General features: G+C 73.4%; 24 protein-coding genes. 16 read left to right on the top strand and 8 right to left on the bottom strand.

The annotated features are described in order from the left end of the window. The first annotated feature begins 7 nt into the window (after positions 1 to 7). From VK611_13055 to VK611_13035, 5 genes are all read left to right on the top strand, one after another. Positions 8 to 1,081, top strand: a complete 1,074-nt coding sequence (locus tag VK611_13055; protein HMG42259.1) for an ABC transporter ATP-binding protein — start codon at positions 8 to 10, stop codon at positions 1,079 to 1,081. Further along, positions 1,068 to 2,204 (top strand): oligopeptide/dipeptide ABC transporter ATP-binding protein, encoded by a 1,137-nt coding sequence (locus tag VK611_13050; GenBank protein ID HMG42258.1) that lies wholly within the window; start codon positions 1,068 to 1,070, stop codon positions 2,202 to 2,204. Before VK611_13055 ends, VK611_13050 begins: the two co-directional genes overlap by 14 nt. Before the next feature lie 146 nt (positions 2,205 to 2,350). Further along, the gene (secG, locus tag VK611_13045) at positions 2,351 to 2,584 is read left to right on the top strand and encodes a preprotein translocase subunit SecG (protein ID HMG42257.1); all 234 of its coding nucleotides are present in this window, start codon (positions 2,351 to 2,353) and stop codon (positions 2,582 to 2,584) included. Positions 2,585 to 2,696: 112 nt separating this feature from the next. Next, positions 2,697 to 3,257, top strand: coding sequence for an NTP transferase domain-containing protein (locus tag VK611_13040; protein HMG42256.1), 561 nt, complete (start codon positions 2,697 to 2,699; stop codon positions 3,255 to 3,257). Positions 3,258 to 3,264: 7 nt separating this feature from the next. Next, positions 3,265 to 4,575 (top strand): MFS transporter, encoded by a 1,311-nt coding sequence (locus VK611_13035; GenBank protein ID HMG42255.1) that lies wholly within the window; start codon positions 3,265 to 3,267, stop codon positions 4,573 to 4,575. Here the strand turns inward: VK611_13035 and VK611_13030 are convergent. Genes VK611_13030 through lanKC form a run of 4 tightly spaced genes read right to left on the bottom strand, consistent with a single transcriptional unit; the run spans position 4,540 to position 11,122 of the window. Then, positions 4,540 to 6,333 carry an ABC transporter ATP-binding protein gene (locus VK611_13030; protein HMG42254.1) on the bottom strand — a complete coding sequence of 598 codons (1,794 nt, stop codon included), beginning with the start codon at positions 6,331 to 6,333 and terminating at the stop codon, positions 4,540 to 4,542. The two genes, VK611_13035 and VK611_13030, sit on opposite strands and share 36 nt — an antisense overlap. Continuing rightward, a complete protein-coding gene (locus VK611_13025; GenBank protein ID HMG42253.1) occupies positions 6,330 to 8,336 on the bottom strand; it encodes an ABC transporter ATP-binding protein in 2,007 nt (668 codons plus the stop codon). The genes VK611_13030 and VK611_13025 overlap by 4 nt, the downstream gene beginning before the upstream one ends. Positions 8,337 to 8,378: 42 nt before the next feature. After that, positions 8,379 to 8,516 (bottom strand): SapB/AmfS family lanthipeptide, encoded by a 138-nt coding sequence (locus VK611_13020; protein ID HMG42252.1) that lies wholly within the window; start codon positions 8,514 to 8,516, stop codon positions 8,379 to 8,381. Positions 8,517 to 8,521: 5 nt separating this feature from the next. Then, positions 8,522 to 11,122, bottom strand: coding sequence for a class III lanthionine synthetase LanKC (lanKC, locus tag VK611_13015; GenBank protein HMG42251.1), 2,601 nt, complete (start codon positions 11,120 to 11,122; stop codon positions 8,522 to 8,524). Between the two features lie 286 nt (positions 11,123 to 11,408). On the opposite strand from lanKC, the gene VK611_13010 reads away from it, so the two are divergent. Continuing rightward, entirely contained in the window at positions 11,409 to 12,335 is a 927-nt protein-coding gene (locus VK611_13010; protein ID HMG42250.1) for a ParB/RepB/Spo0J family partition protein, read from the top strand. 121 nt (positions 12,336 to 12,456) lie between these two features. On the opposite strand, the gene VK611_13005 is transcribed toward VK611_13010, so the two are convergent. The 3 genes from VK611_13005 to VK611_12995 form a co-directional block, all read right to left on the bottom strand. Then, positions 12,457 to 12,900: a hypothetical protein gene (locus tag VK611_13005; GenBank protein HMG42249.1), complete on the bottom strand. Its 444-nt coding sequence runs from the start codon at positions 12,898 to 12,900 to the stop codon at positions 12,457 to 12,459. Further along, positions 12,897 to 13,382 carry a MarR family winged helix-turn-helix transcriptional regulator gene (locus VK611_13000; protein HMG42248.1) on the bottom strand — a complete coding sequence of 162 codons (486 nt, stop codon included), beginning with the start codon at positions 13,380 to 13,382 and terminating at the stop codon, positions 12,897 to 12,899. Before VK611_13000 ends, VK611_13005 begins: the two co-directional genes overlap by 4 nt. Positions 13,383 to 13,493: 111 nt before the next feature. After that, entirely contained in the window at positions 13,494 to 14,261 is a 768-nt protein-coding gene (locus VK611_12995) for a M50 family metallopeptidase (GenBank protein HMG42247.1), read from the bottom strand. 25 nt (positions 14,262 to 14,286) lie between these two features. On the opposite strand from VK611_12995, the gene VK611_12990 reads away from it, so the two are divergent. Together VK611_12990 and VK611_12985 are read left to right on the top strand one after the other, a co-directional pair. Next, positions 14,287 to 15,159, top strand: coding sequence for a PhzF family phenazine biosynthesis protein (locus VK611_12990; GenBank protein HMG42246.1), 873 nt, complete (start codon positions 14,287 to 14,289; stop codon positions 15,157 to 15,159). A gap of 202 nt (positions 15,160 to 15,361) precedes the next feature. Continuing rightward, the gene (locus VK611_12985) at positions 15,362 to 16,207 is read left to right on the top strand and encodes a DUF2510 domain-containing protein (GenBank protein HMG42245.1); all 846 of its coding nucleotides are present in this window, start codon (positions 15,362 to 15,364) and stop codon (positions 16,205 to 16,207) included. 13 nt (positions 16,208 to 16,220) lie between these two features. On the opposite strand, the gene VK611_12980 is transcribed toward VK611_12985, so the two are convergent. Then, positions 16,221 to 16,667, bottom strand: coding sequence for a nucleoside deaminase (locus tag VK611_12980; GenBank protein ID HMG42244.1), 447 nt, complete (start codon positions 16,665 to 16,667; stop codon positions 16,221 to 16,223). 82 nt (positions 16,668 to 16,749) lie between these two features. Between VK611_12980 and VK611_12975 the strand changes: the two genes are divergently transcribed. From VK611_12975 to VK611_12940, 8 genes are all read left to right on the top strand, one after another. Continuing rightward, entirely contained in the window at positions 16,750 to 17,361 is a 612-nt protein-coding gene (locus VK611_12975) for a sulfite oxidase-like oxidoreductase (protein ID HMG42243.1), read from the top strand. Position 17,362: 1 nt separating this feature from the next. Continuing rightward, a complete protein-coding gene (locus VK611_12970; protein HMG42242.1) occupies positions 17,363 to 18,070 on the top strand; it encodes a ferredoxin reductase in 708 nt (235 codons plus the stop codon). 29 nt (positions 18,071 to 18,099) lie between these two features. Next, a complete protein-coding gene (locus VK611_12965) occupies positions 18,100 to 18,714 on the top strand; it encodes a hypothetical protein (protein HMG42241.1) in 615 nt (204 codons plus the stop codon). A gap of 45 nt (positions 18,715 to 18,759) precedes the next feature. Continuing rightward, positions 18,760 to 19,347, top strand: a complete 588-nt coding sequence (locus VK611_12960; GenBank protein HMG42240.1) for a hypothetical protein — start codon at positions 18,760 to 18,762, stop codon at positions 19,345 to 19,347. Positions 19,348 to 19,485: 138 nt separating this feature from the next. Further along, positions 19,486 to 20,289, top strand: coding sequence for a DUF3050 domain-containing protein (locus VK611_12955; GenBank protein HMG42239.1), 804 nt, complete (start codon positions 19,486 to 19,488; stop codon positions 20,287 to 20,289). 226 nt (positions 20,290 to 20,515) lie between these two features. Next, on the top strand, positions 20,516 to 22,687 hold the full coding sequence (ispH, locus tag VK611_12950; protein ID HMG42238.1) for a 4-hydroxy-3-methylbut-2-enyl diphosphate reductase: 2,172 nt from the start codon (positions 20,516 to 20,518) through the stop codon (positions 22,685 to 22,687). 52 nt (positions 22,688 to 22,739) lie between these two features. Then, on the top strand, positions 22,740 to 24,155 hold the full coding sequence (locus tag VK611_12945; GenBank protein HMG42237.1) for a family 2B encapsulin nanocompartment shell protein: 1,416 nt from the start codon (positions 22,740 to 22,742) through the stop codon (positions 24,153 to 24,155). Positions 24,156 to 24,164: 9 nt separating this feature from the next. After that, entirely contained in the window at positions 24,165 to 25,082 is a 918-nt protein-coding gene (locus VK611_12940) for a DUF4436 family protein (GenBank protein ID HMG42236.1), read from the top strand. Positions 25,083 to 25,165: the final 83 nt, after the last annotated feature.

Raw genomic sequence — 25,165 nt, 5'->3', positions numbered from 1 at the left:
CCGGCTGATGGCGCGCAACAAGACCAAGGACCGGCTGGCCGTCGACATCCTTCCCGAGCGGGCCAACTGGGCGGGCCCGCTGCTGGAGGTGCGCGACCTGTCGGTGAGCTTCCCGACCGAGGACGGCGTGGTGAAGGCCGTCGACCAGCTCACCTTCGACGTGCGGCCCAACGAGGTGCTCGGCATCGTCGGTGAGTCGGGCTCGGGCAAGAGCGTGACCTCGCTGTCGATCCTGGGCCTGCTGCCCACCACGGCCCAGATCACCGGCGAGATCCTGTTCTGCGGGCAGAACCTGCTGGAGATGACCGAGGGCCAGCTGCAGTACCTGCGGGGCCGGCGCATCGCCATGGTCTTCCAGGACTCACTGGCGGCGCTCAACCCCGTCTACACGGTCGGGACCCAGATCGCCGAGGCCATCGAGGTCCACCAGGAGCTCAACAAGGCGGACCTGCACGACCGGGTGCAGGAGCTGCTCAACATCGTGGGCATCCCCAACCCGAAGGACCGGGCCAACCAGTACCCGCACGAGTACTCGGGCGGCATGCGGCAGCGGGCGATGATCGCCATGTCGATCGCCAACGACCCCGACGTGCTCATCGCCGACGAGCCCACCACGGCGCTCGACGTCACCATCCAGGCCCAGGTGCTCGACACGCTGGAGCGGGTGGAGGCGAGGACGAACTCGGCGGTGGTCCTGATCACCCACGACCTGGGCGTCGTCGCCGGCGTGGCCCAGCGCGTGATGGTGATGTACGCGGGGCGCAGCGCCGAGGTCGGCACCGTCAACGAGGTCTTCTACGAACCGTCCCACCCCTACACGAAGGGCCTGCTGGCGTCGCTGCCCCGCATCGACCGGCGCACCAGCGAGCGGCTGCACCGCATCAAGGGCCAGCCGCCGTCGCTGATCCACGTGCCGTCGGGCTGCCCGTTCCATCCCCGGTGCCCGATCGCCGAGGTCCCGGGCGTGTGCGACACCGAGCGGCCCCAGTTGCTGGAGGTCGGCGTGACCCATTGGTCGGCGTGCCACTTCGCGGAGCGCCTGATGTCCGAGGTGAAGGATCGGCAGTATGGCGCCGACTGACGTGACCGAGACGCCCGAGGCCCCCGAGACGCCCGAGGCACCTGAGGAGACCGAGGCACCTGAGGAGACCGAGGCTCCCGAGGAGACCGTGTCGGACGACGGCGCGGCCCCCCTCCTGCGGGTGGTGGACCTGGTGAAGGAGTTCCCCGTCGTCGGCGGGCTGCTGCGCCGGCCGGTCGGGTCGGTGAAGGCGGTGTCGGGCGTCAGCTTCGACATCGCCCGCCGCGAGACGCTGGGCCTGGTGGGCGAGTCGGGCTGCGGCAAGTCGACCACCGGTCGCCTGGTGCTGCGGCTGCTCGAGGCGACCTCCGGCACCGTGGAGTTCGACGGCATCGACGTGATGGACGCGTCGGGACGCGAGATGCGGGCGCTGCGGCGCCGCATGCAGATCGTCTTCCAGGACCCGTTCGCGTCGCTCAACCCCCGGATGACCGTCGACGGGATCATCAGCGAGCCGCTGCGCATCCACGGCCGCTACAAGAACGGCGGCAAGTCCCGGGTCAAGGAGCTGATGGAGCTCGTGGGCCTCAAGCCCGAGCACGTCAACCGCTTCCCCCACGAGTTCTCGGGGGGCCAGCGCCAGCGCATCGGCATCGCCCGGGCGCTGTCGCTCGACCCGGACCTGCTGGTGCTCGACGAGCCGGTGTCCGCGCTCGACGTGTCGATCCAGGCCGGCGTGGTGAACCTGCTGGAGGAGCTGCAGGAGGAGCTGGGCCTCGCCTACCTGTTCATCGCCCACGACCTGGCGGTGGTGCGGCACATCTCCGACGTCGTGTCGGTGATGTACCTGGGCAAGATCGTGGAGACGGCGACCGCCGACGACCTCTACGAGCACCCCGGCCACCCCTACACGCAGGCGCTGATGTCGGCGGTGCCGGTGCCCGACCCGATCAAGCAGCGCGAGCGGCTGCGGATCATCCTGCCCGGTGACCCGCCTTCGCCGATCAACCCGCCGTCGGGCTGCCGCTTCCGCACCCGCTGCTGGCATCGCACCCAGCTCGAGGAGGGCGGCGTCGACACGGCGATCTGCGCCGAGGAGGAGCCGCTGCTGCAGATCCGCCGCGAAGGCGATCTCGAGCATCCGGTGGCCTGCCACTTCGCCCGGGAACGCACCGTCGTCTGAGAAGGTCAGCGGAGAGGTCCACCGTGTCTCGTGTTGCGGTGCTGCGTTGTCGGGAAGCCTCGCTGGTGAGCTGGTCGTCGGCCGCCAAATGCCGGACTCGTGGGCTGTGCTTTGCGCCCGATCCGCTCGGCTTCTAAGTTGTCGCAGTGGTTCTCACTTGGGTCGCCGCGGCCTTCAACGTCGGCTCGTCGCTGTTCCTGCTCGTGCTCGTGCTGATGCACAGCGGCAAAGGCGGTGGCCTCTCCGACATGTTCGGCGGTGGCATGGGGTCGAGTGCCATGGGGTCCACCGTGATGGAGCGCAACCTCGACCGCATCACGGTCGTGATGGCGCTGATCTGGAGCTTCACGGTCATCGCCCTCGGCCTGTTGCTCGACTGAGCGATCCGGCCACTGCGGGTGGCCGGCGGACGAGCTGCGTGGTGGTGTTTGCAGTTTGTCGATCATGCCGGTAATTACCGGGTGTGCCCTTTGTTCGCGAGTGTCCACGGCCATGACGACAGCGGCCGTGGTGTTGGCAGCGGGCGGCGGGGCCCGGTACCTGAACGGTGGGGGAGACAGCCACAAGCTGCTGGCCCCGTTCATGGGTTGGAACGTGGTGGGATGGGCGATCCTCTCCGCGGTGTCGGCCAAGCTCGACGCCACCTACGTGGTGGTGGGCGCGGTCGACGTGCCCCGGGTCGAGGGCGCCGAGTACCTCGACAACGGTCGCTGGAACTACGGGCTGGCCACCTCGCTGCAGGTCGGCATCGCCGCGGCGGCGAAGCAGGGGCACAGCTCGGTGATCGTGGGGCTGGGCGACCAGCCGCTGGTGGTGGGCGATGCCTGGCGCCAGGTGGCCGACGCGACCGGCCGGATCGCGGTGGCGACCTACGACGGGCAGCGGGCGCATCCGGTCAAGCTCGACCGGCGGGTGTGGCCGCTGCTGCCCAGCGACGGCGACGCCGGGGCCGGGCTGCTGATGCGGCGCCGTCCCGACCTGGTGGTCGAGGTGCCCTGCCCGGGGCACCCGGCCGACATCGACACCCCCGACGACCTGCGCCGCTGGGGCTGACGCCCCGGTGACCGCGGTGCTCGACGGCCGCGCCTCGCGCGCGGGCCCGTACACCTACCTCGCGGCGTACTTCGCCGGGGGAGCCGGGGCCGCGGCACTGGTCACCGCCCTCGGCAAGCTGGCGTTCGACCTGAGCGGGCGGGAGCTCGACCTCGGCCTGCTGGGCCTGGCGGAGTTCGCCCCGGCCGCGCTGCTGGTGCTGCTGACCGGCTCGGTGGCCGACCGGGTGCAGCGGCGCTGGGTGTCGTCGGCCGGGTCGCTGGGGGAGTGCGTGGTGGCGCTGCTGATGACGCTGTACGTCGCCAGCGGGCCGAGTGCGATCGGGCCGCTGTTCGGCCTGGCGCTGCTTCTGGGGGCGGCGCGGGCGTTCGTGGCGCCGGCCTCCCGGTCGCTGCCGGCCGACCTCGTGCCGCCCGAGCGGCTGCCGTGGCTGGTGGCCCGGTGGACGATCATCTTCCAGCTCGCCCTGGTGACGGGGCCGGTGATGGCCGGCTTCCTGTACGCCGTCGACGAGCGGGCGCCGTTCGCCGCCGCGTCGGTGCTGTTCCTGGTCGCCGCGGTCGGCTTCGCCCGCCTCCCACCCCCGCTGGTGACCCCGGCAGCTGCGGCTGCGGCCGAGGTCGCCGTCGAGGAGTCGGCCGTGGCGGCGACGGCGGTGACCGCGAGCGAGACCGCGGGGGAGATCGGGGAGGTCGGGCGGGGTGGGTTGCACGAGGCGTTCGAGGGGCTGCGGCTGGTCCGCCGCCAGCCGATCCTGCTGGGCGCCATCTCCCTCGACCTGTTCGCCGTCCTGTTCGGCGGGGCGGTCGCCCTGCTGCCGGCCATCGCCGAGGAGCGCCTCGGCGTGGGGGCGGTCGGCCTGGGCTGGCTGCGGGCCGCGCCCGGGATGGGTGCCGCGGCGGTGATGCTGGTGCTGGCCATCCGCCCGGTGCGGCGGCACGTCGGCCCGCTGCTGCTGGGGGCGGTGGCGCTGTTCGGGGTGGCCACGATCGTGCTGGGCGCCACCCGCAGCTACGCCGTGGCCTTCGCCGCGCTGCTGGTGCTGGCCGGGGCCGACGCGCTCAGCGTCTTCATCCGGGTGACGCTGGTGCCGCTGGTGACGCCGATGTCGGCCCGGGGCCGGGTGCTGGCGGTGGAGAACGTGTTCATCGGGGCGTCCAACGAGCTGGGGGCGTTCGAGTCGGGCGTGGCCGGCCAGCTGCTCGGCCCGGGCCTGGCGGTCGGCTTCGGCGGCGTCGCCACCCTGTGCGTGGCCGGCCTGTGGTGGCGCCTGTTCCCCGCCCTACGCGGGGTCGACCGCTTCCCCCGCCCGGGTTGAGTCGTCTGTGGTCGCCTCGGCGAAATGTGCACGGGAACGCTCGGAAACCGTGCGTTCCCGTGCACATTTCGGAGCGAGCCAGTGGCCGACGAGGTCGCGGTAGAGGTCCGACCGCTCGACCAGCTCGTCGTGGGTGCCGAGGGCGACGCGAGGGCCGTCCATCAGCAGCACCCGGCGGGCCCGCTGGGCGGAGCTGAGGCGGTGGGCCACCACCACGAGCGTGGTGCCGGGGCGGTCGGCGAAGGCCCGCTCGACCACGGCCTCGGCGCCCGGGTCGAGGTGGCAGGTGGCCTCGTCGAGGACCAGCAGCCGGGCGGGCGACAGGTAGGCCCGGGCCAGCGCCACCAGCTGACGCTCGCCGGCCGAGAGCCGCGACGGCTCCAGCTCCGCCCCGGCGCCGCCCAGCCGGCCCACCAGCTCGGCCATGCCCAGCGCCGCGAAGACGGCGTCGCGCTCGGCCGACCCGGCGTCGGGGCGCAGGTAGCGGACGTTCTCGTCGAGGGTGCCCCGGAAGACGTAGGCCTGCTGGGGGATCAGCACCCGGTGGCGGGCGGCCACCGCCGTGGCGGGCTGCCCGCCCAGCAGCACCCGGCCCTCCTGCGGGGTCAGCACGCCGACGAGCAGCGCCGCCAGCGTCGACTTCCCCGCACCGCTGGGCCCCACGACCGCCAGGTGGTCGCCCGGCGGCACCTCCAGGCCGAGGTGCCGCAGCACCGGCTCGGCCGCCGCCCGGTAGCGGAAGGTCAGGTCGTCCACCACCAGGCTCGGTTCGTCGGGGGTGGCGCCCTCGGCGGGGCGGCGCAGGTCGAGGACGTCGGGGGACGAGGCGTCGTCGTCGATGCGCTCGACGGTGACCGTGAGCTGGGCCAGCGGCGCCCCGATGCCCCCGACCACCGACGACACCGCCGGCCCCAGGCCCTGGATCAGGTAGGTGAGCGTGCCGAGGAGGGCGCCGGCGGACAGGCCCCGGTCGAGCAGCCAGCCGGCCGCGAACAGCACCAGCACCATCGGCAGCCGCCCGCCGACGGCCACGATCACGGTGCGGACCGCGCCGACCCGGGCCATGGCCCGGCCGGCCGCCACCTGCTCGTCGATGCGCTGGCCGAGGTCGGCCTCGACGATGTCCTCGCCCCCGCAGGCGACCACGTCGCGCAGGCCGTCGGCCACCTCGTCGGCCAGCTCGGCAAGCCGCTCGTCGGCCAGCAGGAGGCGGCGCTGCTGGCGGGACACCGCCGGCAGGCTGAGGGCGAAGGCGGCGAACGAGAGCGCCAGCGGCACGATGACGAGCGGGAGCACGACCGGCGCCAGGGTCAGCAGGCCGACGAGGGCGGCGACGATGGCGGCGACGAAGCTGAGCACCAGCAGCAGCAGGCCGGCGACGGTGTCGCGCACCTGCTCCACGTGCTGGGTGAGGCGGGCGACGGCGCCACCGTTGCCGGTCGCCGGCCCCCGGAGCGCGTTCTCGACCACCAGCCGCACGAGGTCGTCGCGCAGCGGCTCGACCAGGCGGGCGACGCCGAGGTAGGTCCGGCGGGCCCCCACGGCGCCGACGGGGATGGTGGCGGCGAGGAGCCCCAGCCAGGCGAGCCCGGTGGCCGGCCGGTCGGCGAGGAACCCGTCGTCGACGGCCCGCGCCACGGCCTGCCCGCTCACCAGCGTCGGCACCGCCCCGACCAGCGCCCACACCCCCAACCCCGCCAGCCCCCGCCGCTCCCGCAGGATCCCCCGCAGCCGCTCCCGCGCGGTCCCGACGGTCATTCCGACCCCGCCGTGGCTGCGGGGCCCACGGCCACCACGATCGCCTCGACGCCCCCGGCGCCGCGGGGCTCCAGGGATGCTGGGGTCGTCCGGGGAGCCGGCGTGGCGCGGCTGCCGACGTCGCCGGCGGCGATAGCGGTGGGGGGAGCGGGAGCGGGAGCCGGAGCCGGAGCGTCGTCGGGCAGGAAGATGGCCCGGTACGACGGGTCGGCCCACAGCACCTCGTGGGGGGCGCAGGCGCGGATGCGGCCGCCGTCGAGCCAGGCGACCAGGTCGGCCCGGGCCGCCGTGGCTCGGCGGTAGGTCACCACCAGGCGGGTGCGGCCCTGCATCTGGGTGGTGACCGCGGCGGCGATCTGGGCTTCGGTGGCGGTGTCGAGGCTCGACGTGGCGTCGTCGAGGATCAGCACCCGGGCCTCGTGGGCCAGTGCCCGGGCCAGGCCGATGCGCTGCAGCTCACCCCCGGACAGCGGCGTGTCGGCCAGCGAGGCGGCGTAGCCCTCGGGCAGCCGGGCGATGAAGCCGTCGGCCCGGGCCGCCTCGGCCGCCGCCCGCACCCGGGCCGGCTCCGGCATGTCGACCCCGAAGCGGATGGCCTCGGCGATCGTCCGGTCGAGCAGCGCCGGTCGCTCGAAGGCGTAGGCCACGGCCCGGCGCAACGACCGGCGCTCGAGCTCCGGCAGCGGCACCCCGTCGAGCAGCACCGCGCCGGCCGCCGGGTCGCACAGGCGACCGGCGAGCGCCGCCACCAGCGACTTGCCCGCCCCCGACCGCCCCACCAGCGCCACCACCGACCCGCCCGGCAGCACCAGGTCGAGGCCGTCGACCACCGGGTCCGCGGCCCCGGTAGGGCCGGCGGTGACGCCTCGCAGCTCCAGCCGCCCCGGCCCGTCCGCCACCAGGTCGCGGGTCCCGTAGGCGGGCGCCGGCACCGAGAGCACCTCGGCGACCCGCTGCGCCGCCGCCCGCGCCCGGGTCAGCGCCGCCAGCTCGTCGAGCATCCCGCCGATGCCGGCAGCCATCACCGCGTAGCGGCTGGCGGCCAGGAGCTCGCCGGCCGTCAGCTGCCCGGCCGACATGCGGGCGCCCGCCACGGCGATCACCGCCACCTGGGTGAGCAGCACCACCGGCTCGCCCCGGAACGCCAGCCGGGCGAGGTTCTGCCACACGGCCGCACCCTGCTCCCGGAGCGCCGGCAAGGGGCCCAGCACCCGCTCGACCTCGGCGTCGGTGGTGCGGGCCGCGGCGATGGTCCGGGAGCCGGTCAGCGCGTCGACGAGGCGCGACGCGATCGACCCCTGCGCCTCGAGGTAGCCGGCGGTCGCGGCCTGGGCGCCGCGCAGGTAGGTGCGCACCGCCCCGCTCACCGACACCATGCCGAGGCCGAAGGTCAGCGCCAGCCACGGGTCGACCAGGAAGAGGGCGACCACCGCGCCCGCCGGCGGGATGACCGCCGCCGCCAGCCCGGCGACCACGACCACCGACCGGGCCGCCGTGGCCGTGCCGCTCACCAGGCGCGCCACGAGGTCGCCCTCGGCGGTGGTCTGGGACAGGCCCGGCCCGGCCGCGAGCACGTGGTGCACCAGGTCGCGGCGGAGGCGACCGGTCGTCGCCGCGGTGCCGGCGCCCGACACGAGCAGGCTGGCGACGTCGACCGCCACCACGACCACCACCAGCGTGGCGGTGGCGACGAGGGTCCCGCCGGCGGCGTCCCAGGTCGGTTCGCCGGCGCGGGTGGCGGTGACCAGCTGGTCGACCGCTCGACCGAGGAGAGCGGGGAGGGCCAGGGTGGCGCCGGCGCCGAGGGTCGCCAGCAGCATCAGGGGCGCGAGCCACCCGCCGGCGCCGCGCACGGCGGCGACCAGCACACCGTCGCCGGTGACGTCGACGTCGGCGCGGGAGCTCGGTCGGTTCGGTCGCAGGGTCCTGTCCTCCCTCCATGCGGCGCGGATCGGGTCAGGGACGCGACGGGCGGCACCGCCGCGAGCGGTGGTCGGTGACATCGAGCTCTCACCGACCACCGTCGCGGGGTGCCTGTCCGAGCGTCAGCAGATGACGATGCTGAGGCTGCTGTCCGATCCGCCGCAGATGAGGAGGCTGAGACCGCTGTGGTCCTTGCCGCCACCACCGCCGCCGCCGTGACCGCCGGTGGTGTCCATTCCCTGGAGGTCCAAGAGTGTCATTGTGTTCACCTCCTCTCCTTCAACTGGTCGGTCGTGTGGCCGCGTGCAGGCTCCAGGAAGGGGAGGTGCACGGGGCGATCGTGGAGGGCCGCGCCCAGGGCGAAGAGCACCCCGGCGGCCCCGGTGGCCAGGTCCATCGACAGGCGCAGCAGCTGGTCGCCCGGGAAGGCGAGGTGGCCCTGGTAGGTGAGGGCGTGCCAGCCGAGCCGCCGCACCTGGGCGGCCACCTCGGGGGTGGCCGGCGCCCCCGCCGGGCGGCCGTCCGCCAGCGACAGGACCATGCCGGCCCGCCCGTTGAACAGGCCGGGCTGCACGTAGAACATGGCGTCGGCGCCCGCCCGGATGGCGGTGACGGCGTCGGCCAGCTCGTCGTCGGGGCGGTGGGCCAGGTAGCGGGTGAGCACCAGGCCGATGCCGGCGCTGCCGAGCGCCAGGTAGGGGAGCGTCCGGAAGCCCTCGTTCACGTGCATCTGGCCGTCGGCGAGCGTGACGCAGCGGCGCAGGTCCTGCCGTAGGGCGGTGGCGGCGAGGTCGAGCAGCGCCGGGTCGCCGCCGTGCTCGTACATGCGCACGAACAGCAGCGCCGGGCCGGACGACCCCCGCATGAGCCCGGCGAACGGGTGGCCGTTGCCGCTGGTCTCGGCGACGTCGTCGACATGACCGAGCCGGTCGCCGAGCCGCTGGGTGATCTGCTGGGCGGCGTCGTGGAGCGCCGGGTCGCCGGTGGCGTCGGCCATGTGCAGGTAGTTGAGGCCCATGCCGGCGAGCCCGCCGTAGAGGTCGTCGCCGGCGCTCTCCCAGCCGTGGTCGAGGCAGGCGTCGAGGATCTTGGCGGCCTCCTCGGCGTGGCCCAGGCGGGCCAGCACGTGGGCGATGCCGTGGGCGCCGTCGTAGAAGCCCGGTCGGGCCTCGGCGCCGGTGTCGGGTGCGGGGCCGTGCAGCCGCTGGACCAGCCATTCCTCGTGGTCGGGGAAGCGGCCGACCCCGGTGACGTCGAGGGCGAGGAGCACGCCGGCGGCGCCGTGGGCCACGTTGAGGCCGCCGGTGTGGAACTGCACCACGTCGCCGGGGAAGAGCCGGTCCTGCCGCTCGGGCGTGGCGCTGGCCAGCACGGCGTCGCCGACGGCCTGGCGGGTGCGCTCCCAGCCGCCGGGGTCGGGCTCGATCCGCCACGCCGACGGGACCACCGTGGCGGCGGCGGGGCGTCCCGTGATCACCTCGACCGCTTGGTCGAGCCAGGCCCGGGGCACGGGGAAGGTGTCGGCGACGGCGTCGGCGAGGTGGGCGGCCTTGGCCCGGTCGAGGGCCAGGAGCCGTTCGAGCGGCAGGAACAGGGCCAGCTGCAGGCAGGCCAGGGCGTAGAGGTCGAGGTCGACGCCGCGGCGCTCCGGGGGAGCGACGTAGCCGACGGCGCCGAGGGTGGGCCGGCGCTCGGCGTCGACGTCGTCGGCCACCTCGAAGTCGATCAGGCAGATGCGCCCGTCGGGCCGGACGAGCACGTTGAACATGTGCAGGTCGCCGTAGACGATGCCGCGCTCGTGGATGGCGGCGACGGCCTGGGCGACGTCGTGGTGGATGGCTCGGGCCCAGTCGGCGAAGGCGGTCAGCTCGTCGTCGCTCGCCTCGGCGCCGAGCACGGGACATCGCTGCGCCAGCACCGTGTTGAGCGCCTCGCCCTCGACGTGCTCCATCACCAGGAACTCGTGCTCGCCGATCGTCAGGTGGTCGACGAGCCGGGGCACGGCGTCGAGCCCGCGGAGGCGCTCGAGGGCGTCGCGCTCGCGGCGGAGGCGGGCGACGGCATCGGTGCCTTCGCCGTCGAGCCCGGCGTGGGGTCGGGCCTCCTTGAGCACCACCCGCTCGCCGGACCGCCGGTCGACGCCGGCGTACACGCCGCCGCCGTTGGAGAAGTGGAGCGCCTGGTCGATGGAGTAGGGCAGTTCCCCGAGGGTGGTGGCGTTGCGGGCCGCCAGGTGGGGGGCGAGGCACGCCGGGGGCGTGACCCACGGCGGCACCGCGAACACGGGCCCGCGCACGTCGGGCACGAGCTCGCCGTCGGCGTCCTCGATGGCCAGCACCAGCTCGCCGTGCTCGTCGTGGCAGTGGCGGGGGGTGAAGCCGCCGTAGCGCACGTGGACCGGGCCGTCGCCCCAGCGCAGGTCGCTCAGGATGTAGGGGCCGGGCTCGCCGGCGAGGGCGCGGGCGAGGTCGCCGCACAGGATCTCGAGCTCGGCGTCGTCGCGGGGGTAGACGGTGACGAGCTTGCCGCTGCCGCCCCGACCGGCGTACTTCGCGTTGCGTGCCAGCACCACCCGGGGGCCGGAGAGGAACTTGAAGGGCACGTGCCGTTGGAGGCAGTAGTCCCAGACGGTCTCGATGATCCGCTCGGCGTTGTCGAGGCAGCCCGACACGTGGATCTTCCAACCCTGGCCCGGGAGGTCGTGGTCGTCCGGCGAGAGAATGATCCAGTCGCCGCGGGGGACCCGTCGCCAGAGATGCGGAGCTTCGCGCCTGCTGAGAGCGTAGGACTCGGCGGTGACCGCTCTCCCTGGATTGTCATAGAACAGGGGATCTGCCATGCAAAATGCTTCGTAGTCATTGTTCATGCAGGGGCGATCTCCGACGGGTTCATTTGCCACTTGTTTGCCGGGGGCAGTTCCGGGAAGTCAGCGCCTTGGGGTGCTGGCTACTTGCCTGTCAGAAGGTCGCACTGGTGGCCTCGCCCGTCAAGACCCCTTGGCGCGCAACGTCGAGAGGTCTTGACATGTCTGTTATTAGCCATAATTGAGTGGTCGAGGATATTTACAATGTAAGGCAGGTTCGACGTCCCATCGTTCCTGCTCTTCATGGTCAAATGTCCGTTTTCCACCCATTGCGAGGCGGAGGCAGTGCATGCAGGGCCAGCGGATCGAGGACGTCCTCATCGAGCGCTTGCGATTCGGGTTGTCGCCTCGGCGGGAGCTCTGCGACGGTGGGCACGTCGCGGCCCTGGCCGAGGTGCTCGACGACGTGCCGCCGATCCTCGTCCACCTCCCCACGCTGCGGGTGATCGACGGCGTGCACCGGGTGCACGCGGCGCTCTCGCTGGGGCGGGTGACGATCCGGGCGGTGCTCTTCGACGGCGACGAGACCGCGGCGCACATCGAGGCGGTGCGCAGCAACGTCACCCACGGCAAGCCACTCACGCTGGGGGAGCGGGAGAAGGCGGCGACCCGGATCGTCGAGCTGGTGCCCGAGTGGTCGGACCGGCGCATCGCCGGCGTCAGTGGGCTGTCGCCGAAGACCGTCGCCCGGCTGCGGGGCCGCGCAACCGAGGATTCTGATCAGTCACGCGCCCGCATCGGGCGTGACGGGCGGAAGCGGCCGGTCGACCCGTCCGAGGTCCGGCGTCGCGTCGCCGAGGTGGTGCGGTCCGACCCCGACGCCTCGACCCGGTCGATCGCCTCCCTCACCGGCGCCTCGCAGGCGACCGTGCGCGACGTGCGCCAGCGGCTCGGCCGGGGTGCCAGCGAGTTGGCGGCCCGCTCGGGTCGGCGCCGCAAGCGCAAACAGGCCCAGGAGGAGCCCGGCGCGGCGCCGCCCCCGGAGCCGACCGGCCCCGACTTCGTGGCGTGGTTCGAGCAACGCCGCATCGACGAGGCCGACTGGCAGCTGTTCGTCCACGACCTGCCGATCAGCCGGGTCTACGAGGTCGCCGACGCCTGCCGCCGCTACAGCGCCGCCTGGCGTGCCTTCGCGATCGCCCTGGAGGACCGCGCCCGCGCCCACCGCCGCTCCTCCGGCCACATCGCCGCCCCCACCCCCACCGCCTCCGACTGAACGTCGCTGCAGGGTGGGGCGACCGAAACGGTCGCTCGGCACCGCCGAGTGCCCGACGGCCGGATCGCTGCGACGTACGGCGACCGATTCGGTTCGTGGGCGACGCAGCGACGGGGGTGGGTCAGGCGGTGGCGGCCAGGTGGGCGGTGGCGCGGCGGGTGATCTCCTCCAAGGTGCGTCGGGTGGCGGCGAGGTCGGTGGGCGGGAGGTCGCCGTAGAGGTCGTCGGTGATCCGGGTGACCGTCTGGCGGAGGGGGCGGAACACCACCTCGCCGGCCGCCGTGAGGGAGAGGCGGGGGTCGTCGTCGCCGGCGGAGGCGATCAGACCCGACGACACCAGGTCGTCGATCGAGGCCGCCGCCAGGGCCTCGCCCGCCACGCGGCCGGCGACCTGCTGGCGAACCAGCTCGTCCCGCCCGAGCGGCCCGGCGGTGTCGAGGACGACCAGCGTCGTCCACTCGGGGAACGACAGGCCGGCCTCGTCGCTCAGCTGCTCCAGCAGGGCTCGCAGCGTCCGCTCGGCAGTACCGAGGTAGCGGGTGAGCGGGGGAGTGGTAGCGGTCATGGCTCGTCTCCGGTCTCGACGTCGGGTTCGGGTTCGGGTTCGGGGGCCGCCTGCAACAGCGTTTGCAGGGACTTCCCGAGGGTGCGGATGCGGCTGCCGTCCGGGCCGCCCAGGGGCGCGGTCAGCTCGGCGTCGAGCGCCCGGACGACGGTCATCGCCCGGTCGGCGATCTCCGCGCCCTGGTCGGTGAGCGTGAGCTGCCGGGCCCGGGCGTCGGTGGGGTCGGTCACCCGGGCGACCAGCCCGCCCCGCTCGAGCGCCCGCGCCAGCTTCGACACGTAGATCGGCCCCAGCCCGGTGTACTCGGCGAGCCGGCGCTGGCTCGGGGTCTCCCCCCGGCGGGCGAGGGCCCGCAGCGAGGCCAGCGCCGAGTACTGGGCGTGGGTCAGCCCGAACTGCGCCACCTCCCGGTCGACCGCCGCCCGCCACCGCAGCGCCAGGTGCCACACCAGGGAACCGGTGGTGGGTCGGAGCTCTTCCACGGCAAGTACAGTACATGGAAACAACTGCCATGGCTACTAATTCCCCGAGCCGCCGCGCCGACGCTTGACGGACGTATGTTTACCGCGCTGACGCCCGCGGAAACGGCGGAATCACTGCCTCTTCCGCGAGGACAGCGCCGACCACAGGCCCGCCGCGCACGCACCCACGCCGATCAGCAGCCACACCGCCGACCACATCCACGACGACAGCGGCGTCACCGCGGCCGCCGCGGCGGCGTCGGAGTGGCCGCCCCGGCTGGAGACCTCGAGCACCCGGCGGAGGTCGTCGATGCTGGCGAGGCACAGCGAGGTCGCCAACGCCAAGACCGTCACCCGTCGCAACCGCTCCGACGGCTGCACCGCCAGGCCCACCAGGGCGGCCGCCGCCACCAGCCAGAACACCGTCGAGAACCGGCCGTCACCCGACGACGAGCCGGTGGCCTGCGCCACCGACCCCTCGGCGTCGAACCGCCACGGCACCCAGGCCACCCCGATCAGCGCCACCAGGGCCGCCAGCGCCAGCAGCGCCGCCCGCCCCCGACGCAGCCGGGCGGCCAGCTCGATCATCACGCCGCCGACCACCGCCGCACCCACGTAGCCCGCGGAGGCCACCAGCACCCGCTGCAGCGTCGGGATCTCCCCGGGGTAGCTCCACTGCGTCAGCCCGCCGCCGTGGCGGTTGACGGTCACGCTGCTCACGTCGCCGCCGAGCACCGTCGCCGCGGCGGCGTGCCCCGCCTCGTGCACCAGCGTGACGAACCAGCGGACCGGCAGGAGCGGCCACGCCGCCGAGAACAGCAGCCACAGCGCCGCGGTCACCCCGACGGTGGTGGTGAGCTCGCGGCGCTCCGCCGACGCCACATCCCCGACCGACGACATGCCTCATGCTGGCAGACTCCGGCTCGTGACCCGCCGCAGCCGCCCGTTCCGCCAGGTCGACGTCTTCACCGACACGCCGTACCGGGGCAACCCCGTGGCCGTGGTGCTCGTCGGCGACGACCTCGACACGGAGGCGATGCAGCGGTTCGCCCGGTGGACCAACCTCTCCGAGACGACGTTCGTCCTACCGACCACCGACCCCGGCGCCGACTACCGGGTGCGCATCTTCACCCCCGGCGGCGAGCTGCCGTTCGCCGGCCACCCCACGCTGGGCACCTGCCACGCCTGGCTCACCGCGGGCGGCCGGCCCCGGCGACCTGACGTCACCGTGCAGCAGTGCGGCGTCGGCCTGGTGCCCGTGCGCCGATCCGACGCGGGGACGCTGGCCTTCGCCGCCCCGCCGCTGCAGCGCGAGGGCCCGGTGGAGGAGCCGCTGGTGCAGCAGGTCGCCGAGGTGCTGGGGATCGACCGCGCCGACGTCCTCGACGCCGAGTGGGTCGACAACGGCCCCGGCTGGCTCGCCGTGCTGCTGGGCAGCGTCGACGCGGTGCTAGCGCTGCGGCCCGGCTCGTCCGACCTCGACATCGGCGTCGTCGCCCTCTACCCGCCGGCCGACGAGGGCGACTCCGCCGACCCGGCCGACCCGGCCATCGAGGTGCGCGCCTTCTTCCCCAAGGACGGCGGCTCCAGCCTCGCCGAGGACCCGGTCACCGGCAGCCTCAACGCCTCGCTGGCCTCGTGGTTGCTGCGCACCGGCCGGGTGACGGCGCCCTACGTCGCCGGTCAGGGGACCGTGCTGGGCCGCGCCGGCCGGGTCTCGATCGACGTCGATGACGCCGGCACCATCTGGGTGGGTGGCGGCACCGTCACCTGCATCGAGGGCACCGTGACCGTCTGAGAACGTCTGCGGACTGATCCGCCTTGTCTCGTGTTGCGGTGCTGTGCTGCCGGAGACCCCGCTGGCGAGCCGGTGCTCGGCTGCCAAATTCCCACGCGTGGGCTGCACGAACGACGCACCTGCGGGGTCTCTGAACGTCGCGCTCCGTAGTTCTCCCGGCATGCTTGGTACGGACAGGGTTGGGTGGGCAAAGGGGGCGCGGGTGGAGACGACGTCGACTCCGGGCTGGTACACGGACCCGACGGGACGGCACGAGTACCGCTACTGGACCGGAAGCCAGTGGTCGTCGCGCGTCGCCGACAGCCAGGCCGAGGTGCTCAACCCGACGGAGGCGCTCGCCGAAGCGACCGCGCCCGACGAATCGGTGGACCTCCTGCCACCGGACCACGTCCCGACCCAGAGCCCTACCTGGCGCCCACGCGGCCGGCGACGACCCCGCCGCCGGCGCACGCTGGCCATCGCCGCCGGCGCGGTCCTGGCCCTCGTGGCGGTGGCGGCCGTCGTGCTCGTCGTCCTCGACCCCGGCGAGGTGGTGAGTCCCGACGACCCGGGGTCGCCCGGGTCGTCCGGCTCCTCCCCGCCTGAGCCGGACGACCCGCTGACGGCGGCGGTGGCCGGCTACGTGACGACCACGTCGGCCGGTGCGGTCGACGGCGCCGACGCCGGCTGCATGGCGGAGAGCATCGTCGACACCGTGGGCACCGACCGGCTCACCGAGGTGGGCGTCCTCGACGGCGCCGACCTGCTCACGGCCCTGAACCGGGAGGAGGTGCAGTCCGGTCTGCCCGTGGCGATGGAGTGCCTCGACGACGCCACGGTGGAGGCGCTGATCGCCGCCACCCTCAAGCCCACCGTGCTCGAGCGACTCGACGCCGAGAGCCCGCAGTGCCTGGTGCGCGGCTGGATGGACGGCTTCGGCCGCGAGCGGTTCGTGGAGATCTACGCCCTCTGGGCCAGCGGTGCGTCGGCCGAGCTGACGACGTTCCTCGACCCGGACGAGCTCGGAACCCTCGGCCGCGTCGTCGCGGAGTGCAAGGGCGCCGGCTGACCCGCCGACCCGGCTACTCGCCGATGTCCTCGTTCCAGAGGTCGGGGTGGGCGGCCACGAACTCGTCCATGAGGGCCACGCAGCGGGGGTCGTCGACCACCTCCACCTCCACGCCCCGCGATGCCACGTAGGCCTCGGGCCCGGCGAACGTGCGGCTCTCGCCGATCACCACCCGCGGGATGCCGTACAGCAGGATCGCCCCGCTGCACATGTCGCACGGCGAGAGCGTGGAGTAGATGGTGGCCCGCCGGTAGTCGGCCGCCGACCGCCGTCCCGCCCGCTCCAGGCAGTCCATCTCGGCGTGGAGCACCACGCTGCCGTCCTGCACCCGCCGGTTGTGGCCCCGGCCGACGATCTCGCCGTCGATCACGAGCACCGAGCCGATCGGGATGCCGCCCTCGTCCCGGCCCGCCAGAGCCTCGGCAAGAGCGGCGTCGACGAACGGATCGCGGCTGGTCATCCGGCCACCGTAGGCCCATCCAACCACCCCGCCGCCGCCCCAAGCGGTCTCGGGCTTCGCCGAGGCAATAACGTCTTTGGACATGGCGCGCTTCACCCGAGGGTTCAGCGGTCGGCGGCGCGGTGGGGAAGACCAGCGGCTCCCGCCCGGCCAGTACGACGCCGGCAACACCTGGCCGGTCCTCAACGCCGAGATTACCCCCAAGATCGACCCCGCCACGTGGACCTTCACCGTGGAGGGCCTGGTCGAGCAGCCCACCACCTGGACGTGGGACGACGTCCACGCCCTTGCGCCGTCGAGCTACCAGGGCGCCATCCACTGCGTCACCACGTGGTCGAAGTTCGACATGACCTTCACCGGCGTCGCCGTCGACACCCTGCTGGAGATCGCCCGGCCCCAGCCGACCGCCACCCACGTCGTCGCCTTCTCGCAGACCGGCTACACCACCAACCTCCCGCTGGCCGACGTCACCGACGGCAAGGCCTGGATCACCTGGGAGGTCGACGGCGAGCCGCTGTCCCGTGACCACGGCGGCCCGGTCCGCATGATCGTGCCGCACCTCTACTTCTGGAAGAGCGCCAAGTGGGTCGCCGGCCTGCGCCTCCTCGACCACGACGAGCCGGGCTTCTGGGAGGTCAACGGCTACCACGACCGGGGCGACCCCTGGCTGGAGCAGCGCTACCAGGGCGACTGACGTGGTGAGCATCCCCTGGCGGGTCGCCACCGTGGTCGGCATCACCGACGAGACGGCCCGCGCCCGCACCTTCCACCTCGCCGTGCCCGACCGCCCACCCCACCGGGCCGGCCAGCACTACGTGGTGCGCCTCACCGCCCCGGACGGCTACACCGCCTCGCGCTCGTACTCGGTCGCCTCGCCGCCCGACGACACCGACCGCCTCGACCTCACCGTCGAACGCCTCGACGACGGCGAGGTCTCCACCTTCCTGCACGACGAGGTGGTGGTCGGCGACGAGCTGGAGGTGCGGGGGCCCATCGGCGGCTGGTTCGTGTGGGACGGCGACGCCCCCGCGCTGCTGGTCGGCGGCGGCTCCGGCGTGGTGCCGCTGATGGCGATGCTGCGGCTGGCCCGTCGCTCGGGTCGCTCCGACCTCGTGCGGCTGGTCCTCTCCGTCCGCAGCCCGGACGACCTCTACTACGCCGACGAGATCCCCGGCCCCGAGACCACCGTCGCCTACTCCCGGGCGGCGCCGCCGGGCGACGGGCGTCCGGTCGGTCGCCTGCGCGCCGACGACCTGGCGCCGCACCTCCGCGACCTCGGCGACGACACCACCGTGTACGTCTGCGGGTCGGCCGGCTTCGCCGGCGCCGCCGGTGACCTCTGCGTCGACCTCGGCGTCCCCGCCGAGCACGTCCGGGTGGAGCGCTTCGGCCCCAGCGGGTGACGAGCGGACGGGACCGCCATAGTGGGGGCGTGAACTTCCTCGGGCACACGTTCGTGGCGCAGGCGACGGGCGCCGACGACCCCGAGTTCCTGTTCGGCGCCGCGCTGCCCGACCTGGTGTCGATGGCCGGCGTGCGCCTCGACCGCGGCGGCCTCGACGGTCGCCTGAGCGAGGGCGTGCGCTGCCACATCGAGGTCGACGCCGCGTTCCACGCCCACCCCGAGTTCCGCACCGGGATGGCGGCGATCCGGTCAGGCCTGGCGGGCCACGACCTGGGGCGCGGCCCGGCCCGCGCCATCGGTCACATCGGCTGGGAGCTGCTTCTGGACGGCACGCTGCTCGGCTCCGCCACCGAGACGGCGTTCTGGCGGGCGCTCGACGTGGCCCCCCAGCACGCCGACGCGGTGGTGCCCGGCGACCGGGAGCGCTGGGACCGTTTCCTCGACCGCCTGTCGGTCACGCCCCGGCCCGAGCTGCGCTACGACGACCCGGAGTGGGTCGCCGAGCGTCTCTACCTCATGCTCTCCGGGCGGCCGCATCTGAGCTTCCCGCTGGCGTCGGTCCCCGCGGTCACCTGGGTGCTGGAGGACCAGCTGCCCGCCGTGGTCGCCGTCGCCGACACGGTCCTCGCCGACCTCCCCTGAACCCCGACCAAGCGCCACGCTGTGTGGTGGTGCAGAATAACGGTCATGTTGGGGCTGGTGGACTTCGTCAGGGCTGTGCGCGGCACGGTCCGGTTGACGCTCCGACGTATCCATCCGCTGGCAGGAGCGGTGACGGTGGCGGTGGTCTGGTTGTTGGCTCTGGGGTCGCTCTTGTGGGTGACCCGGGAGGACGCCTCGTCCTCGCCGTCGCAGGATGCGACGTCGGACACGGAACGTAGTGACAACGGTACGGACGACCGGGACGGGTCCTCGAGCCCGTCCGGGCGCGACGGTCCCGACGGCGCGCGCTGGGAGACCTCGACGCGCCTCGAGTCGTCGATCGAGGGGACCGACAGCGACGACGCGGACGATCCCGCGGGCGGCACCGACACCGAGCCCGACGGCAGCGGTGGGTCGGTGCTCGACTCGCCCGTTGAGCCGGGCCAGCTCGAACCGCCGTCGACGGGATCGACGTCGCCCTCGTGGGTCGAGCCCGACCCGACGACCACCTCGCCTACGACGACGCCCTCCACGTCGGGCCCGACCACGTCCACGACGACCGAGCCGCCGCCAGGCGATTCGGGCAACGGCGGGGGCCTGCTCGGCGCCCTGCTCGACCTCCTGCTCCCCTGACCAGGCCGGGCAGCGAACAGGGGTGCATGTTCGCACACTGCACGCATTCGTTTCGCCCACCTTGCGTAGTGTCATGGAGACGTAACGAGCAGCCGGGTACTCTGCACCCATCGGCTCAAACGGTGGGGGGCTCCCAGCATGACCTTGCAGGTGCGTGACTCGCAGGTGGTATCACCGCAGCTGGATTCGCTGCGGACAGCTCTGGCAGAACCGCTCGAGAGGGTCCACACCCATCCGGTGTACGCCGCGGTGGATTCGGTGGACGACCTCCGGGCCTTCATGGAGCACCACGTGTGGGCGGTGTGGGACTTCATGAACCTGGTGAAGGCCATCCAGCAGCGCTACACGTCCACGGTCATCCCGTGGACGCCGCGGGGCGACGCCACCGTGCGCCGCTTCGTCAACGAGATCGTGCTCGAGGAGGAGAGCGACGAGCACCCCGTCGGCCGCGGCTTCTGCAGCCACTTCGAGCTCTACGTGGGCTCGATGGAGGAGGTCGACGCCCGCACCGAGCAGGTGTCGCGCTTCGTCGACAGCCTCGGCTCCGGCGTCGACTTCGAGGTGGCGCTGGCGGCCAGTGGCTGCCCGCCGGCGGTGGCGAACTTCCTCAGCACCACGTGGACGGCGGCGGGGGCGAGCGACGAGGAGCTGGTGGCGGCGTTCGCCTTCGGTCGGGAGACGGTGATCCCGATCATGTTCGACCGCATCCTCCACGAGGCCGGCGCGCTCGACGACGCCGAGCTGCTGCGCCACTACCTGGTGCGCCACGTGCAGCTCGACGGCGACTCGCACAGCGACATGGCTGAGTACCTCCTGGTCTCCGCGTGCGGCGACAACCCCGAGCGCTGGGCGCGGGCCGAGATCTCGGCGCGGGCCTGCCTCGAGGCTCGGGCGCAGCTGTGGGACGCGGTCGGCGAGCTGGTGGAGGCCAAGCTCAACTGAAATCGCGCCAATTGGCGCACGGTTTTTGGCCACCACAGCGGGTGAGGGAACTACGTTGCGTGTTCGACGGACCCCTGAAGTTCCCCTGCACCACCTGCTCCACATAGCCCTCCGAGCGATGTCTGCACGCGCCTGAGGCACCCGACGGCTCTACACCTGCTTCCGTTCACGTCGAACGCGCGCGCCCCGCCATCGCTTCCTGCACCCCACGGGAGGACGCGTGCTGTTGTCGTCCGAAGCCGAAGAGGTCACCCCGGTCGAGCGCGTGCTGCTCGCCACGCCGCGCAGCTTCTGCGCCGGAGTGGAGATGGCCATCAAGGCGCTGGCCTGGATGGTGCGGACCTTCGACCCGCCCGTCTTCTGCTACCACGAGATCGTCCACAACCGGCTGGTGGTCGAGCGCTTCCGCCGGGCTGGCGTGGTGTTCGTCGACGACGTGGACGACGTGCCCGCCGGAGCCCCGCTCATGCTGTCGGCGCACGGCTCGGCGCCCGAGGTGGTGCGGGCGGCCCGCCGGCGCTCACAGCTGGTGGTCGACGCGGTGTGCCCGCTGGTGCAGAAGGTGCACCACGAGGTGCGCCAGCGCAGCGAGAAGGGCCATGCCGTCGTCTACGCCGGGCACGCCACCCACGACGAGGCCGTCGGCACGCTGGCGGTGGCGCCGGCCCGGACTTACCTGGTGGGGCGGCCCGACGACGTGGTCGACCTGCGCGACCTCGACGGCCCGGTCGCCTTCCTGGCGCAGACCACGCTCGGGGTCGACGAGTGGAAGGAGATCCTGGCGGCGGCGCGGCGGCGCTTCGGCGACGTGTGGGTCCCGTCTCGCAGCGACCTGTGCTTCGCCACCACCAACCGCCAGGCGGCGGTGAAGGCGATGGCGCCGCGGTGCGACGCCGTGGTGGTCATCGGCTCGGCCAACTCGTCGAACACGCTGGCGCTGGAGAAGGTGGCGCGGCGGTCGTCCGGGGGTGCGCGGGTGGTGCGGGTCGACGGGCCCGACGACGTCCCGGCCGGCCTGGGCGCCACGGTCGGCGTCACCGCCGGGGCGTCGGCGCCCGACGAGCTGGTGCGCCGGGTGGTCGCCCGGCTGGCGCCCCGCTACGGCGTCGAGATGGTCGACGTGACCAGTGAGGACGAGTACTTCCCGCCGCCCCGGGAGCTGCGTGACCTGCTGCGGTCACGGGGCGAGGAGGGGTTGCTCGACGACGACCGCGCGGTGGCGGCCAGCGAGGTGCTCGACGCCCTGCGGTTGGCGGCACCGGACGCGACCGGAACGGTGACGGTCGTAGATGCGGTTCCGGTTCTGGTTCCCGGAGCTGTACCCATCCCCGCCCGGGCGACGGCGTTGCAGCACCTCGGTGCCTACAGCGCCCGGGTCGACGCCACCACCGCCGACGTCGTCGACGACGAGGTGCCCGACGCCTGGCTCCGGGCCGCGATCGGCTACCACCTCGGCTGGCACGACGAGCAGCTCCGCCCCCTCGCCCCCGACGCCCGCACCCCGGCCGGCAAGAAGCTCCGGGCCACCCTGGCGGTCCTGGCGTCGCGAGCCGCCGATCCCACCTCCACCGGGGACGTCGACGCGGTGCTGCCGTTCGCGGCGGCGGTGGAGCTGGTGCACAACTGGAGCCTCGTGCACGACGACATCGAAGACGGCGACCGCACCCGTCGGGGGCGGCCGGCGCTGTGGACGGTGGTGGGGGAGCCGCACGCCATCAACATCGGCGACTGCACCTACGCCCTCGCCCTGCGCTGCATCGAGCGGTCGCCGGCCCAGACCGCGGAGCTGCTGTCGCAGCTGGCCCGCACGGCGGTCGACCTGACCGTCGGCCAGATGCGCGACCTCACCTTCGAGACGGTGCCCGACATCGGCGTCGACCGCTACCTGGAGATGATCGAGGGCAAGACCGGCGCCCTGCTGCGCTGCGCCACCTACGGCGGGGCGCTCGTCGGGTCCGGCGGCGACCCGGCCATCGCCGCCGCCTTCGGGGAGTTCGGGCGGCGGCTCGGCCTCGCCTTCCAGATCCGCGACGACGTCCTCGGCATCTGGGGCACCGACACCGAGACCGGCAAGCCCACCGGCGCCGACATCCGCCGGCGCAAGAAGAGCCTGCCGATCGTCCTCGGGCTGGAGCGGTCGCAGGGCACCACCCGGGTGCTGCTCCAGCGGCTCTACGCCCAGCAGTTCCCCCTGACGGCAGCCGACGAGCAGTTCGTGCTGGAGGCTCTCGACGACTGCGGCGCCTACGGGCTCGCCCAGGCCTGGGCCCGCCGGCACCGCGGCGAGGCGCTGGCCGCCCTGGCGCCCCTGGCCGAACGGGCCGTCGCCCCGGACGCCCGCGCCGCCTTCGCCGCCCTGCACCTCCTCGCCGACTTCGTGACCGAACGAGACCACTGACGCCGCCCACCGACCAACCGACAGCCCACCAACCCCACCGACAGGAGTCGTCATGACGGAGACCATGGACCCGGCCGCCGCCACCGAGAACGGCCACTCGCAGCTGAGCCTGGGCACGGACGCCGCCCGCAACCTGGCCACCACCACCAAGACCATCCCCCAGATGCAGGGCATCACCTCCCGGTGGCTGCTGAAGATGCTGCCCTGGGTGCAGGTGAACGGCGGCGCCTACCGGGTGAACCGTCGCCTCACCTACGCGCTGGGCGACGGCCGCGTCAGCTTCACCGCCACCGGTGCCGACGTGCGGGTGATCCCCAACGAGCTGCGGGAGCTGCCACTGCTCCGCGCCCTCGACGACGAGGGGGTGCTCCAGGCGCTGGCCGACCGCTTCGTACAGGTGGACGTCGGGCCGGGGGAGCTGCTCGCCGAGACGGGCGGGCTCGCCGACCGCATCGTCCTCATCGCCCACGGCAAGGTCAACAAGGTGGTCCCCGGCAAGTACGAGGGCGAGACGCTGCTCGACGTGCTGGCGGACGGCGACTTCTTCGGCGACCAGCAGCTGGCCCAGCCCGAGAGCGAGTGGCCCTTCACCGCCAAGGCCGTCACCGCCTGCACGCTGCTGACGCTGTCGCGGCCGGGCCTCGAGGAGCTGATCACCATGTCGGAGGGGCTGCGGGCGCACGTCGACGAGTACCGCAACGCCCCACCGCGCGCCCAGAACAGCCGCGGCGAGGCGGAGATCGAGCTGAGCTCGGCCCACGAGGGCGAGGCCCTGGTGGCCGGCACGTTCGTCGACTACGAGGCCAGGCCCCGGGAGTACCAGCTCAGCGTCGCCCAGACCGTGCTGCGGGTGCACAGCCGGGTGGCCGACCTCTACAACGACCCGATGGACCAGGTGGAGCAGCAGCTGCGGCTCACCATCGAGGCCCTGCGCGAGCGCCAGGAGCACGAGATGGTGAACAACCGCGAGTTCGGCCTGCTGCACAACGCCGACTTCGGGGAGCGCCTCCGCACCCGCTCCGGCCCGCCCACTCCCGACGACCTGGACGAGCTGATCTCGCGGCGCACCAAGCCGCAGCTGTTCCTGGCTCACCCGCGGGCCATCGCCGCGTTCGGCCGCGAGTGCACCCGGCGCGGCGTGTACCCGGACGCGGTCGACGTCGGCGGCCACTCGCTGCCGGCGTGGCGCGGCGTGCCGGTCTTCCCGTGCAACAAGATCCCGATCAGCGACCGCGGCACCACGTCGATCATGGTCATGCGGCTCGGCGAGGAGGACCGGGGCGTGGTGGGCCTGCACCAGACCGGCATCCCCGACGAGTACCAACCCAGCCTGTCGGTGCGGTTCATGGGCATCAGCGAGCGGGCGATCATCTCCTACCTGGTGAGCGCCTACTACTCGGTGGCGGTGCTGGTGCCGGACGCGCTCGGGGTGCTCGAGGACGTGGAGATCGGCCAGTTCGATGACTAGGCGTGCGCCATGATCCGCAGGACACGCCCCGTCCGGCCGGCCGGGAGCGCCCGGCTGGCCCGCCGACGCCGCCGGCGCTGGCGCATCGTGCTCCTGGCGGGGGCGGGCCTGCTGGTCCTGTACTACGGCCTGGTGATCGGCAGCATGCGGCTGCACGACACCAGCGCCGTGGCGCTCGACGACGGCGGCCTGTCGCCGGGGGCGGACCGGGTCACGCTCGAGGTGGAGGCGGTCGACCTCGACACCGGCACCGGCGCCTTCGACGTCCAGGTGCTGCCGGTTCCCCGCGGCAGGTTCGTCGGCAAGTCGACGGGTGAGCTGCGCGAGCCGCTGACGGTGCAGATCGTCTCCCCGGGGCAGCCGCCGGCGAGCTTCGACTTCCCCGCCGGGCAGGTGGTCGACCCCGTCGGCGCCTCGCTGTCGACCACGGTCGGGGCGCAGAGCTACCCGTTCGACCGGCCCCGGGTGGTGTTCCGGCTGGAGGCGTCGAGCCGCGACCGGAGCGTGCCGGTCGGGGTCGAGGTGGTCGACCGGACCGAGGGCTGGAACCTGTCGGGCACGGTCGACGAGACCGACGACGTGCTGCGGGTCGACCTGGACGCCGGGCGCGAGATGCTGCCGATCAGCTTCACGCTGTTCTACGTCGGCGGCATCGTGGTGGTGGCGCTGATCACCATCGTGCTCATCGGCGGATCGATCGTCCGCCGGCAGGTCGGCTTCGACCAGATCATCTGGCTGGGGGCGATGCTCGTGGCGATCCCGGCGGTGCGCAACGAGATGCCCGGGGTGCCGCCGATCGGCACGGCGGTCGACCTGTTCGTGTTCCTGCCGTCGGTGGCGCTCGTGGGCGCCGCGCTGCTCGCGTCGATCGTGGTGCTGGCGATCAACGAGGCGGCGGCCAGCCGCAGCGGCGTCGCGGAGGAGTGAGGCGGCGTGCCGGGCGGGCTCTGCATCGTGGTGTGGGGCCTGCTGGTGCTCTCCATCGGCGACGGGTGCCCGCCACCCACCAC

This window comes from Acidimicrobiales bacterium (assembly GCA_035316325.1).
Lineage (GTDB): Bacteria > Actinomycetota > Acidimicrobiia > Acidimicrobiales > VFJN01 > DASXTK01.
The sequence above is the reverse complement of the archived record's forward strand: the minus strand, read 5'-3'. Positions and strand labels throughout refer to the sequence as shown.